Annotated in this window: 13 protein-coding genes; 5 read left to right on the forward strand and 8 right to left on the reverse strand. The window is 37.9% G+C overall.

The window, feature by feature from the left end; all coding sequences use genetic code 11:
- Positions 1-29: 29 nt before the first annotated feature.
- Complete coding sequence (locus tag AC2INI_RS14395; protein WP_486306186.1) at positions 30-1,658, reverse strand: phosphoethanolamine transferase; 1,629 nt, start codon at positions 1,656-1,658, stop codon at positions 30-32.
- Positions 1,659-1,857: 199 nt separating this feature from the next.
- On the opposite strand from AC2INI_RS14395, the gene AC2INI_RS14400 reads away from it, so the two are divergent.
- On the forward strand, positions 1,858-2,793 hold the full coding sequence (locus tag AC2INI_RS14400) for an endonuclease/exonuclease/phosphatase family protein (RefSeq protein WP_486306187.1): 936 nt from the start codon (positions 1,858-1,860) through the stop codon (positions 2,791-2,793).
- 8 nt (positions 2,794-2,801) lie between these two features.
- Here the strand turns inward: AC2INI_RS14400 and AC2INI_RS14405 are convergent, their stop codons facing one another.
- Positions 2,802-4,073 (reverse strand): MDR family MFS transporter, encoded by a 1,272-nt coding sequence (locus AC2INI_RS14405; RefSeq protein ID WP_486306188.1) that lies wholly within the window; start codon positions 4,071-4,073, stop codon positions 2,802-2,804.
- A 269-nt stretch (positions 4,074-4,342) separates the two neighbouring features.
- Between AC2INI_RS14405 and AC2INI_RS14410 the strand changes: the two genes are divergently transcribed.
- Together AC2INI_RS14410 and AC2INI_RS14415 are read left to right on the forward strand one after the other, a co-directional pair.
- On the forward strand, positions 4,343-5,284 hold the full coding sequence (locus AC2INI_RS14410) for a YeiH family protein (protein WP_162922412.1): 942 nt from the start codon (positions 4,343-4,345) through the stop codon (positions 5,282-5,284).
- A 116-nt stretch (positions 5,285-5,400) separates the two neighbouring features.
- Positions 5,401-6,039 (forward strand): hypothetical protein, encoded by a 639-nt coding sequence (locus AC2INI_RS14415; RefSeq protein ID WP_486306189.1) that lies wholly within the window; start codon positions 5,401-5,403, stop codon positions 6,037-6,039.
- Between the two features lie 34 nt (positions 6,040-6,073).
- Here the strand turns inward: AC2INI_RS14415 and AC2INI_RS14420 are convergent, their stop codons facing one another.
- Positions 6,074-6,223, reverse strand: coding sequence for a hypothetical protein (locus AC2INI_RS14420; protein WP_486306190.1), 150 nt, complete (start codon positions 6,221-6,223; stop codon positions 6,074-6,076).
- Positions 6,224-6,417: 194 nt separating this feature from the next.
- The gene (locus AC2INI_RS14425; RefSeq protein WP_486306191.1) at positions 6,418-7,077 is read right to left on the reverse strand and encodes a tRNA (adenine(22)-N(1))-methyltransferase; all 660 of its coding nucleotides are present in this window, start codon (positions 7,075-7,077) and stop codon (positions 6,418-6,420) included.
- A gap of 101 nt (positions 7,078-7,178) precedes the next feature.
- Between AC2INI_RS14425 and yidA the strand changes: the two genes are divergently transcribed.
- Entirely contained in the window at positions 7,179-7,988 is an 810-nt protein-coding gene (gene yidA, locus AC2INI_RS14430; RefSeq protein WP_162922456.1) for a sugar-phosphatase, read from the forward strand.
- A 93-nt stretch (positions 7,989-8,081) separates the two neighbouring features.
- Here the strand turns inward: yidA and AC2INI_RS14435 are convergent, their stop codons facing one another.
- From AC2INI_RS14435 to AC2INI_RS14450, 4 genes are all read right to left on the reverse strand, one after another.
- Positions 8,082-9,377: an MFS transporter gene (locus AC2INI_RS14435; protein ID WP_486306192.1), complete on the reverse strand. Its 1,296-nt coding sequence runs from the start codon at positions 9,375-9,377 to the stop codon at positions 8,082-8,084.
- 40 nt (positions 9,378-9,417) lie between these two features.
- A complete protein-coding gene (locus tag AC2INI_RS14440) occupies positions 9,418-10,161 on the reverse strand; it encodes a glycerophosphodiester phosphodiesterase family protein (RefSeq protein WP_122032131.1) in 744 nt (247 codons plus the stop codon).
- Between the two features lie 312 nt (positions 10,162-10,473).
- Positions 10,474-11,166: a pirin family protein gene (locus tag AC2INI_RS14445; protein WP_486306447.1), complete on the reverse strand. Its 693-nt coding sequence runs from the start codon at positions 11,164-11,166 to the stop codon at positions 10,474-10,476.
- A 71-nt stretch (positions 11,167-11,237) separates the two neighbouring features.
- Positions 11,238-11,690, reverse strand: a complete 453-nt coding sequence (locus tag AC2INI_RS14450; protein WP_486306193.1) for a DoxX family protein — start codon at positions 11,688-11,690, stop codon at positions 11,238-11,240.
- A gap of 206 nt (positions 11,691-11,896) precedes the next feature.
- On the opposite strand from AC2INI_RS14450, the gene AC2INI_RS14455 reads away from it, so the two are divergent.
- Entirely contained in the window at positions 11,897-12,787 is an 891-nt protein-coding gene (locus AC2INI_RS14455; RefSeq protein WP_486306194.1) for a LysR family transcriptional regulator, read from the forward strand.
- Positions 12,788-12,878: the final 91 nt, after the last annotated feature.

Here is a 12,878-nt window from a genome sequence, read left to right on the forward strand (position 1 = left end):
ATTTCTTTATTTGAGGAACTCAATTCTAACTAGTTCGCCATAATGTCTAAACTATTGTCTTTCGCGCTAGTCTTCACACCATATAAGCCAAGTAGCGTATGGAACAAATTATCATGGGAAAAACCACCCGCTTCCGCCTTGCTAATAACGCTGGCTTTATTTATGCCTTTTTGGTTCGCATAATCATCGCTCATCCAAACATAGAAAGGCACATGAGTCTGCTCTTTAGGCGCTATCATGTAAGGTGCTCCATGAAGGTATAACCCATTTTCACCTAACGATTCCCCGTGATCTGAAATGTATAGCATCACTACGTTATATTTATCAGAATACGTTTTTAGCTTTGCAATCGTCTGCGCAATTACGTAGTCGGTATAAACTAAGGTATTGTCATACACATTGGTGATCTCTTCATCACTGCAGTTTTCGATATCGCTACGATTACATGCAGGGGTAAATACTGCCATATTCTCAGGATAACGCTTCCAATACGTTGGGCCATGGCTACCAATCATATGCAGTGCGTACAGTTGGTCACCTGTGGTATTTTGAATTCGCTTATCTAAGCCTTGCAATAACACTTCATCATAACAACTTGAACCATTACAAAATTCATCTGAAGAGGTATCGCTAATCATTACTTTTTCAATGTTCTTAGCAACCGCTTTGTCACCACCATCGTTATCTATCCATACCGATTTGACACCAGCATGAGTCAACACGTCTAATACGTCATCTTGGTTATTGGCGCGGTCTCTATTGTAATTAGTACGCACCATATTAGAGAACATACATGGCAAAGAGTGGGCTGTTGCTGTTCCGCACGACGACACATTTTGAAAAGCAATCAAACCAAGATCTTTGGTGTATGGATTAGTTTCTCTTTCATATCCATTATAAGCACTGTTTTGCGCACGAGCAGTTTCACCAACTAACACTACCATTAGTGTCGGTTTACCGTTCTTCGCTGGAATTACCTCTGCATCTTCACCGATTGTGATGTAGTCCAAAGGTGCGGTTAGATATTCATTATTAATGTACTTAACCGTATTGAAAGCATCGGCAGGGTTAATCATTTTATTTAAATACGAGTTATTGCGACCAATCGAGGCATAGTCTTTAAAATAGAAAACAGAAATCAGCAGCAGCCCCACAATCGCAACACTCATTAATGCAGCACGATGAAATAGCTCTTTACCCCATGAAGCATTGCGGATCACTTTTACTTTTAATAGAAACAATGATGGAAGCACACCAAAGACAATAAAGTAACCGATAGAAGCCGAGCTTAAATAAGAGGAAGCTTCACCAACGTTGGTTTCAAAGATATTCTCGATCATCGCATAATCAAACATGGTGTTGTATTGCAACGCGGCATAAAACGCCATCGAAGAGGTGAGAGTCAAAATAATCACAATACCTTTGAACAAGTAAGGCACAGCAATCATTGAGAAAATAATAATAAAAGCACAAGTAAGAATCGCAGGTGTTAGAAACAGAAAAAGGCCATTACCTTGAGAAAGTAGATAAATCTTTTCATTAATTGGATAGTTAAATACCACGGCAAAATACAGGGACACCAAAGTAATCAGTGACACCATCTTCATGGTTATTTTTTGGCTTTTAAGTTTTGAAATCAAATTAGACAACACAAGCATACCTTCAGGCTCTTAGGGAATGAAGCGAGTGTCACATATCAAACTTAAGATTCACTGAAGATAAACTTATGATTCGCTGTGGTTCATTATTAATTTGAATATATTAATAATTTTGCGCAAATCTCTAATTTATCACCCATACTAAATACCTAAGACAAATTAAACAGTCTTAAGCATAAGAGTAATAAATGGAGGCTAAATGCATAAAAAAGGACTTTGGATTGCACTACTAATTTTACCTAGTCTACTTTGGGTTTCACTCTCTTATGTGCCCGCTATTTGGTGGTTAGAAAACATTTTAGGTATACCAAGTATCATTGCTTTTGGTTACGCCTTTCTTTTTATTGTTTTATTATTGCGCCGCTATTACTTTTATTCTTTCTTAGCTTTGAGCTTATTTTTTGCTTGGCTCTATCAGTCCCCACAAGCGAGTTACTCAAACCAAAAGTGCCACAACCCTCTTGTTATAATTCAATATAATCTGTATTACACCAACCCTGATCTCACTCCCTTTTTAGACTATTTAAAAGATAATGATATTGATCTTGTCGTGCTTCAAGAAACAGCACCGTGGCATGGTGATCGACTTATGGAGTTAATAGATGAATATCCGTATCAATTTGGAGGAACACCTGGACTTGGCTACCCAAGCGGGCAAATGATAATCAGTAAACAACCATTGAATCTAAGAGCACAGAATACTCCAGCAGGTCATTATATGATCAGCGGTATATGGCAAAGCAGTGAACATCGCCCAGTGAGTTTATATACTGCTCATCCACCATCACCAAGAACCAAGCAACTTTGGCATGAAAGAAATGCACTTATAGGAAGTTTAGAACGCCTAGCAGATTACTCCCCTTATGCTGATACCTTAATTATTGGTGATTTCAATTTATCTGCAAATACACAACGCTTTAAACACGCTTACAAAGAATACCAAACAGCCCCTGTTCAAAGTTGGTCAAGAGAGATCAAAGGCATTCCTATCCCAACTTTTGCACAGATCGCTATTGACCATTTTTGGATAAGAAATTCTGAGGAACCTTCATTGTTTATCTGTAAACGTGAAGCATTACCTCAGTTTTCAGGCTCTGATCATAGTGCGGTAGTGACCTACCTTTCGACAAAATAAACACCAAACTAATTACTTGGAATTTCCTTCTCCGCCCACTTATATAAAGCAATCATTAGTAAAGAAAGAACAAAACAAGCAATAAACAGAGGGGTTGCACCACCAAGTTGAATAAGCACTCCACCAACGAGGGGAGCAAGTGCAAACCCTAGCCCGTAAATCGCGGCGGCACCAAAATAACTACCTCGTAAATGTTTAGGCGCTAATTGGTCTATTTGCACATTTAAGGTTGGAAAAGCAATCACCTCTCCCACACTTAAAATAAAACATGCTATTAGCCAGCCAACCGGAAAATCAATAGGCACCATTAAGAAAGCAATTTGGGCCAAGGCCATCATCGCCATACCAATCCGAGTGCGTGTAAATAATGGTACATTTTCAAGTAACTTGAGCATTGGGAATTGCAACACCACTATCGTTAATGTATTCACTAACACCAAGCCACTAATAAACTTGGCAGCATCGACAATATCCGTACGAACAATTACTTGGGGAATAGACGATTCATACTGACCATAGACAAACATCATAATTAAATTTGCGGCAATCAATTTAATAAATAACTTGTCTTTACTGATGATCCGAACGGTTGAGAAAAAGGACGTTACATCACCTGTACTTTTAGACAGCAATGTTTCGCTATTACTTCTGGCAAAAGAGATAAACAAAAAGAGACCAAAAGCCAAATAGGTAATTCCTGTGACTAAGAACAATATTTTTGGATGAGCTAAACCTAAAGTAATACCAATTAAAGGACCAATTGCTCCACCTACATTAATCAAGAAATAACGAACATTAAGCGCTAGCTCTCTGTCTTTGTCATCGTTTAGGTTATCTCCAATCACCGCCTTTGCAGGAGCTTCTATCATAGGTCGCATTAAGCCGCACATACCGACCAAAAAAAATAATTGAAAAATAGAGTTCGCAATACCAATTCCTGAATAGGAAAACGCCGCAATAATACAGCCAGAAACCATCACCCACTTACGGCCAAATTTATCAGATAACCAACCAGAATATAGCCCAGTAAATGACCCCACCACTGCTGAGCCAGCTAAAATAGCCCCTACCGTTACTGCGCTCGCATTAAAATCTTGATAGAGAATGACAATAAGAAAGGGCCAAGCCATAAAATACGTAGTTCGCGCTAAAAGAGTTCCAACCAATACTGTCCAGATAATATGATTAAAACGAGAAAGACGGTCCCACTGTAATACGCTTCCACTTTCTTCCGTTTCTTCTACGCCACTATTTCCATCAGCTGTTTTTGTCTCTTCCATACTCCCTCCTTGGGATCTGCTATCTAGCCATTTTTTATTATTTTCCTTTGTTTAAAAAGTATACCGATTAACCTTAAATTTATAAGAGTGTAAATCTCTTAAGTTTGCTTTTATTTTTAATGAAACCAGTCTATTACACTGCCTTGTGTCTTATTTCTAAAATCCTTACTTCTGTTAAGGTTTATTTAACCTAATATATTGAATTATTAAACTTACTAAACAGAATAAAAGTGATATCTTTGCTTTATCTATGCCTACGAATAATAAACATGACTTTTAATAAATCCCATTTACAACATTATTTTCCTTTTTATCTTGCTGCACTATTAACACTCACCCCTTGGGTTAGTTCACCAACCGCTTTAGTTATGGGTTTTGCTCTGGCTAGTTTTGGTTTTGTACCCACGACCTTTGCGTTGGGAAAAGTCACTAAAAAATTGTTAGCTTACTCTATTGTTGGTTTAGGGTTTGGTATTCAGCTGAATGAAGCAATAGAAGCCACTTCAAATGGAATTGGTATTATTTTATCAACCATCGTAGGTACACTCGTTCTAGGTTGGTTACTGGCACGATTGATGAAACTGGATAAAGTGACAGGCCATCTGATCGCATCGGGTACTGCTATTTGTGGCGGTAGCGCTATTGCTGCAGTTGCTCCTGCGATTAATGCTGATGAAGAATCTACAGGTCTTGCTTTAGCTACGGTATTTGTATTGAACTCAATTGCGCTATTCATTTTCCCAGTCATTGGCCATGCATTAGAGCTAAGCCAACACGCCTTTGGTACTTGGGCAGCTATTGCGATTCACGATACTTCATCTGTAGTTGGTGCCGCTTCTGCATACGGTGAAGAAGCGTTAAAAACTGCAACAACGCTTAAATTAGCGCGTGCATTATGGATTGTTCCAGTTGCCTTTATTAGTGCTCTACTTTTTCGTAGCAACAGTAAAAAAATCACGATCCCTTACTTTATCCTTTTCTACTGCTTAGCTATTTTAATTAGTGATAACTTACCGCAATTTAGCCTGATCTATGGTGGTATTTTTGATGTGTCGAAAAAGCTCTTAGTTCTGTGCTTATTCTTTATTGGCTGTGGTATTTCGATTGAAAAAATCAAAGCAGCGGGCGCAAAACCGTTGATCTTTGGTGTTAGCTTGTGGGTTGTGATATCAACAACCTCTCTGTTTTATATTATGAATTACGCTTCATAAGACATTTACAACATGATAGCCTCTTGATATGGAATCCTATTTTTAATAAATGGGTACATACAGATTGTGTCACACCCTCTATAATGATTAATTAGTCAATAACACTTGAGGCTGTCATGTTTCTTACCTATTCAACACATTCAGATATCAAAAAAATCCAAAAAGGATTACTGCAATTTTTTATCCAATGTATTGTCGCCGCTATTGCCTATCTTGTTATTCGTACTGATATCATCGTTTTAAAGAATGGGCTTAGTGAAAATTCATTAACAGAGTATTATCAACAATTTTTACTACTCGTTGTGATCGTCTCTTTTACTTACATCGCTGTAGTGAACAAGCAAGCACGAGCCTTTGCTACGCTGATCATTGGTTTCTTTAGTTGTATGTTTATAAGGGAGTCTGACGGGGTTCTAGACAAGGTTTACCATGGATTTTGGTTGGTTCCAGCTTTGATCGTTGCTTTCACTTGTCTGTTCTTAGCATTTAAAAATAGAAAAGGCCTATTGTCTACGTCAGCAAGATTTTTTGATAGCCGCTATTTTTACACTCTCAGCTGTGCATTGGTGATTATTCTTGTTTTCTCTCGATTAGCAGGAATGAACTATTTATGGCAAACATTGCTTGATGGGCACTATATTCGAACCATAAAAAACTTAGCTGAAGAAGGCACCGAGTTACTTGGTTACTCTTTATTGGCTTACAGTGCTTTAGGGTTTGGTATAGAGGTTCATCGCCTTAAAATAAGTGAATAATCTTACAAAGCTAACGGCGAGCACCATTAGCTAGTTATTCATTTAATGCATCAGCTTTCATAGCGAAATACTGAAACATTTTAACAAGTTCTGATTTACTAATGTCTTTTAGCGTTAATGCGATTTCTATATCCTTCTTTAACGCTTTAAGTAACACTTGCTTCTTCAAACTTTCACTTTTCATACTTAACTCCAAACTTTAAATTCTAAATCTTTACTTCTAAGATATTCTTTAAGTATAAAAAGTAATCAATACAATTTATGTAGGACATATCCTAAAGTAAATTCATTTATTAAAGCCGTAATATTATATGTTTAACAAATTACTCAAATAGCACGTTAAAATTTAATACATTTAATACATTTAATAAGCTAACGTTACGATGTAGAACTTCGTAAATTTAAATATAACTCACTAATATTATTGTAATTTTCTGAACCACCACCCATTCTTTGATAATGTGAAATAGTTTTAGTTAAATATTCTTGATGATCGTTATCTGATAAATTCCACATATCGCTTCCAACAGGCGCAATCGGTTTTCCTGCTTGATTACTAATATGCAGCACTTCATAAAAACGTTTGTTCTCTTTAACTAATGTTTCTGATATCAGACCAAAGCCCATCTCTATCAACTCACACCTAACCATATAGTTATGTAATACAGGACAAAGAATAAACTCCAGCTCAATATCACTATTACGTGTCTGAATAGAACGCACCAACTCAATCAACAAGTCCCCACCAACGCCTGCAATAATAATCAGGTTCTTTTTCCCTTTTATTAACGGCAGTTTCGCTACATCCATACAATGTACTTGCCACTGAGACTGAATTGCCGATGCGTGTTTTTGAAGCTGACTTTCAAGATCAACCATCAATTCATCTACGACATCAACAAAGTGGATCATACTTTTAGGTTGTGAGCTCAATAAAGCAACACCTAATTGGCCATGATCACAACAGCAATCCCAAATATGATCATAGTGATCGGTAACTTTATTTTTTATGGTATCTAAACGAGAACTTAACTTCATTAGCCTGTATCAGTAGTAAAAATCAGCCACAGTATATAGTATTTTTTTCATAAAATTCAGGTAAGCTAGCTAATAGTATTTTTAATCCAATGGTAACTATGATGTATAAATTAATCGCACTGGATATGGATGGCACTCTGCTTAATTCAGATAAACAAATCTCAGCAGAAAACAAAGCGGCAATTGCTGCAGCTCGTAAAAAAGGCGTTGTCGTTGTATTAGCTTCAGGTCGCCCATTAAATGGCATGAAACCACAGCTACAAGAACTAGGCATGACCACTGAGGACGACTACGTTCTTAGCTATAACGCTTCATTAGTTCAAAAAGTAAAAAGTGAAGAAGTGATCCGCAGCCAAATCATTACGGGTGCGGATGCAAAGGCCATTGCTAAACTGGCTAAAAAGCTTGGGATTCATATTCATGCTTTCTCTCAAGAAAAAGGCTTAATTACACCAGAATCAAGCTATTACACTGAGCATGAATCTAGCATCACTGGCATGCCAATCACCGTGATTGATTTTGAAGAACTGGCCGATGACGAGCAGATCTTAAAAGCGATGATGATTGATGAAGAAGAATTACTTTCAGCAGCTATCAAGCAACTGCCAGCAGAGCTATATGAGCAATTTACGATAGTACAAAGTGCGCCTTTCTTCTTGGAGTTTTTAAACCCAAACAGCAATAAAGGCGTCGGCGTAAAAGCACTGGCGGATCATCTTGGTATTACTGCAGATGAAGTTATCTGTATGGGCGATGCGGGTAATGACTGGCATATGATCAAATACGCTGGCCTTGGCGTTGCCATGGCAAATGCGACCGATGATATCAAAGAAATTGCGAACCATATTACCGTTAGCAATAATGATCACGGCGTCGCTAAAGTGATTGAAGAGTTTGTACTGAACGCTTAATCGTTCACGTCATATTGATAACTCAACACACCTAACAAATAAAACCCCAGAGCATTTTCACACTCTGGGGTTTTTATTTAATTCAGTAGATAATTAAGCTTCTGACTCAACCAGCTTACCCTCTTGGTCATCACCGTTTTTCTTCTTCAGTGAAATCAGGATAAGTGAACACACCATGCCAAGTACCGCTACCGTTAAACCGATACCAAAGATCATTTGATATGCTTCAATCGCAGGATAAGTATCGATAATCCAACCATTTAATGCGTAAGCCCAGAACACGGAAGCGTAAGCCGCAAACGAACCTACACTCATTGCAGAGCCGCTGTAATCTTTTGGCACACCAGCTTCAGCAACTGGTGCTAAAATGATGCCTTTTGCTAGGAAGATACTGAATGAGAAGCACATTAGTAGCACCATGTTCATCATCAGCATGCCTTCAGTCTTAGGCAACGCAATAGTCACACCTAAACACACCGCAGTTAAGCCTAGTGCAAAGAACATCATTTTTATCGACGATTTAAATACGAAATCGGCAATCGAACCCGCAACCAAACCAGCAACTACACCCATTGCACCAGTATTAATAATACCGAAGATAGCCGCTTGTGCTGTTGATAATCCAAATACCGCTTGTAGATAAGGAACCGTGTAAATCAGAGTGATGTAAATCCAATATACCGTTAGAGACGTAATAGCAGCTAACCATACCGTTGGCATTTTCAATACATGGAATAAACCTTTTAACGCTTCTTTGTTTTTACTTTCACCTTGTTTGATTTCCATGTGGTTATCTGGCACAAATTTCCATACACAGAAAATCATAGGAAGGATTAATAACGTATAGAAAACAATCGCGCCCTGGAATACAAGAATAGAGCCGCCAACCAGTGCCATAATACCAACGATCACCGCATTCATGCTCATTTCAGCCGCGCGTCGTACAGATTCTAACAAGCCAAATGCCATACCTTTATTTTTATCGCCAGACATTAAGGTCACACCATTTACAACCGCAGGCCAGAAAGCGGCATCAACTAAACCCCAAATACCGGCAATTACCACCAATACACTAAAGCCAGGTTGTAAAAATATGATGGCCATCATACTCAAGAATCGAATACTCAAACTGGTGATTAAAATGGATTTTACAGAGAAACGGTTATTAACCCAGCCAGCCGGAATATAAAAGAACATCGCTGAACCTATCAACGTAAACAAGATCCCCATTTGGGTGTTGTCTATTTGCAGAACGTCTAAAAGTAAGTTGTAAAATGTTCCCTTAAAAGCTTCAAAAGCCGAATAAATAATTTGACCTGACATCACGACAGAGAAGAAGCCAAACAATTGATTTCGGCTAGTAAAGCCTATTTTTTCAAATAAATTCATAGAGGTAATCCTTTCACGTTATTGTTTTATTTTTTAATTATTATTTTTGAGCTTTGTATTTCGAAGGGAACTTATGCGCTATATCGGTACAAATACCATCAACTCCCCAGTTAAACAGTTCATTTGCACGCGCTAAATCATTAACCGTCCAAACATTGACTTTAATGCCAGACGCTTTGAATTTTTGTACCATTTCACGAGTTAGGCCTTTCTCTTCAGGATGAATATAATCCGCTTCACACCATTCTATAATTGAATTCCAGTCATCCCATAAGTTATGACTTTCAAACAAACACGCAATTTTAGTTTGAGGACTTTTACGCTTAAACTCTGATAGTACAAGGTGGTTAAAACTTGAAATAATCAGCTCTCTTTCTGGCGCTAATTCTTTAAGAGCAATGATCAAATTATCAATCAACAGATGACTTAGTTTCGCACTGGCTGAACACGATTTAATTTCAATGTTTAAATTCAGTTCTTTTTCGTTCGCCATAGCAATTAATTGTTGAACAGTAGGTAAACGCTCATCAATATAATCATCACTAAACCAGCTGCCTGCATCAATAGAAGACAAATCAGCGCTACTAATGTCACATAAGCGACCGCTTTTATCAGTACAACGATCTAGCGTATCATCATGAGAAATAATGACCGTACCGTCTTGAAGAATATCCACGTCACATTCAAACCATTGAACACCATGGTCTTTGCATAAAGAGAAAGCTGAAAGGGTATTTTCAGGAGCAAGAGAGGACATTCCACGATGCGCTATTAATGTTTTCATTGTTAACCTATTTAACGTGTTAGAAGATGCGAGGATGATAACGCGAAGAGCATGACATAAATGTGACACAAACGAACATAATGCGCATTCGAACGTTCGAATTGGAGCTTTATCTGTTTTTTTGTCTAACAGTTAACATTATTAATTACGGTAAGATACTGATAACGTAGAACTAAACCTGGCGCACCCCTCAAAATAAACAAAATCAGTAACTATGAGTATTTATCAGACATAAAAAAACCGCCAACTCATCAAAGAAATAGCGGTTAATGTAGAGTACAACTCATCAGTAATAATACATAATAAGAACAGTTACATAATAAAAACGATAGCTTTAACCTGCTCTGAACTGTTATTGCTAAATAGTAATTCTGATTCTTGAGTTATTTTAAGTCCATCACCAGAACTTAGTTCAATCTCACTAACTGACAATCCATCATTAATGCTTTGTACAAAGACCTTTTTACCTAACTCAATAGAAAGTGATTGCTGAGTATTGGGTTCTAAAATAAGTTGCTTTATCACCGCATTTTGCTTAATTAAAAATGAGCCTCCACTCGCTATTGGCGTTGCTATATCTACAAAGCCTTGTTCTTGAGGGAAAGGTTTCTGTTGATAGCTCGGCTCACCATTAAATACATTCGGTTGTATCCAGATTTGCAATAAATGCAATTCTTCATTTGAAGAGGGATTAAACTCACTGTGTTGAACCCCTGCTCCTGCAGACATCAGCTGATATTCACCAGGTACAAGCTTCTCACTTTGTCCCATACTGTCTTTATGGGCAATTGCGCCTGACAACACAACGGTTAAGATTTCCATATTTTCATGACCATGAGTTGCAAAACCACCTTCAGGTTTAATTCGGTCTTCATTAATCACTCGCAATGGACCAAACCCCATATGATTCACGTCATAGTAGTGACCAAAGGAGAAGGTATGCTTTGCATTCAACCAACCAAAATTTGCACTACCACGCTCATTCGCTTCTCTTAATTCAAACATCATCTTCTCCTTTATTGGGCCAATGTAACTAATTAGGTGCTCTATTTATTACGCAGGAAAATCACTAGACATTACTTTTGCACAGAAAGTCGATCTGCTAACCAGTTATCCACCGCTACTTTACCGCCACCAGATAACATCAAAGACACACTCGCTGCCAATAGTGCTAAACCAAACTCATAACCACCATTAGACATAAACAATCCATTAGGTAAGTGAACACTTACAATCGCAATCAACATAGTAAATGCCAATACCAACGCCGATGGTCGAGTCAGTAAACCAAGAATGAGAAAGAGGCCACCAAAAAACTCAGCACTGCCTGCTAAAAATGCCATTGCGACACCCGGTGCTAGTCCAATCGATTCAAAGAACTGCCCAGTGCCAGATAAACCATAGCCACCAAACCACGCAAACAGTTTTTGGGCACCATGTGCCATAAAGATAATCCCTACAGGAATACGAAGTGCTAATGTGCTAAAGCCTGCGTTTGAAGCTAATAGTTGTTCAATTTTCTGTTTCATTTTATTTCCTTACCAATTCAGTATAAAAGGAGATCCCTCTGTCGTTGCTAATCAGTATAGATAATCGGCCCGTAAAGAAAATTGGAAGTATTTGAGTTTATAGTTCAAATTTTTTGAACATGGAAATTGGCATAGTAAGATAAGAAGTCTAGTATTAATTCAATTCTGTCAGATTACGACTCAATATAGATTAAATAAGGATCGTCATGCAATCACCCATCACGCTTGATGCACTAAGAGCATTAGATGCCATTGATAGAAAAGGCAGTTTTGCCGCTGCAGCTAAATCCTTATTCAAAGTCCCTTCAGCACTCACTTATACCATTAAAAAGCTCGAAGATGACCTTAGTGTGGCTTTGTTTGATCGCTCAAAACAGAAAGCCCAACTGACCTCTGCCGGCAAGTTGATTCTAGAGCAAGGACGAGAAATTCTAATCGCTACCGATAAGTTAGAATCGGCAGTAAAGCAGCTTGATTCTGGGTGGGAAAGAAACCTTACCATATCAAGAGATACCATTATCCCGCTAGCTCCTTTGCTAGAGTCTGTTCTTGAATTCAATAAATTAGAACATGATACCAATATTACTATTTCTGAAGAATCACTCGGTGGCGGTTGGGATGCGTTGCATAGTAATCGGACCGACATTGCCATTGGCGTTTCAGATCACTTACCAAAAGGGGAATATCAAATTAAAGAGATTGGTAGAGTCGATTTTCTATTTGCAGTAAGTCAGAGCCATCCTTTGGCCCTCATAGAACGGCCTATTGAAGCCAGTGATTTATTGCTTTATCCCTCTTTAATTGTATCTGATTCTTCTTTATTACTGCCTACCAGAGATACCGGTCTATTTAAGAGCAAACAACAAATTCGCTTTAAAACCATGCAGGCTAAAATTGAGGCTCAGACAATGGGGCTTGGTGTTGGTTTTTTACCTCGTCATTTAATTAAACAACAACTAAACGAAGGTATTTTAATTGAGAAGAAATGCACAGTGCCAAGAGTTAACCCACCTTTATTTATTGCATGGCATAAAGATAATGATGGTAAAGCGTGTGAATGGTTTGCAAAAGAATTGGCGCATAACAAATGGTTATAAATAGCTTATTTTCTAACTATCGTGGAAAGCATTGATTATTATTAGATATACAGAACTAACTACCCCCACTAAAATTTAGTGGGGGTGATTC

Source organism: Aliivibrio friggae (assembly GCF_057368515.1).

Bases quoted from the DNA above. Each gene is read 5' to 3' on its own strand.
- AC2INI_RS14450 (WP_486306193.1), bottom strand. From the start codon at position 11,690: ATGAAACAGAAAATTGAACAACTATTAGCTTCAAACGCAGGCTTTAGC.
- AC2INI_RS14445 (WP_486306447.1), bottom strand. From the start codon at position 11,166: ATGTTTGAATTAAGAGAAGCGAATGAGCGTGGTAGTGCAAATTTTGGT.
- AC2INI_RS14400 (WP_486306187.1), top strand. From the start codon at position 1,858: ATGCATAAAAAAGGACTTTGGATTGCACTACTAATTTTACCTAGTCTA.
- AC2INI_RS14435 (WP_486306192.1), bottom strand. From the start codon at position 9,377: ATGAATTTATTTGAAAAAATAGGCTTTACTAGCCGAAATCAATTGTTT.
- AC2INI_RS14425 (WP_486306191.1), bottom strand. From the start codon at position 7,077: ATGAAGTTAAGTTCTCGTTTAGATACCATAAAAAATAAAGTTACCGAT.
- AC2INI_RS14420 (WP_486306190.1), bottom strand. From the start codon at position 6,223: ATGAAAAGTGAAAGTTTGAAGAAGCAAGTGTTACTTAAAGCGTTAAAG.
- AC2INI_RS14455 (WP_486306194.1), top strand. From the start codon at position 11,897: ATGCAATCACCCATCACGCTTGATGCACTAAGAGCATTAGATGCCATT.
- AC2INI_RS14415 (WP_486306189.1), top strand. From the start codon at position 5,401: ATGTTTCTTACCTATTCAACACATTCAGATATCAAAAAAATCCAAAAA.
- yidA (WP_162922456.1), top strand. From the start codon at position 7,179: ATGTATAAATTAATCGCACTGGATATGGATGGCACTCTGCTTAATTCA.
- AC2INI_RS14405 (WP_486306188.1), bottom strand. From the start codon at position 4,073: ATGGAAGAGACAAAAACAGCTGATGGAAATAGTGGCGTAGAAGAAACG.
- AC2INI_RS14410 (WP_162922412.1), top strand. From the start codon at position 4,343: ATGACTTTTAATAAATCCCATTTACAACATTATTTTCCTTTTTATCTT.
- AC2INI_RS14395 (WP_486306186.1), bottom strand. From the start codon at position 1,658: ATGCTTGTGTTGTCTAATTTGATTTCAAAACTTAAAAGCCAAAAAATA.
- AC2INI_RS14440 (WP_122032131.1), bottom strand. From the start codon at position 10,161: ATGAAAACATTAATAGCGCATCGTGGAATGTCCTCTCTTGCTCCTGAA.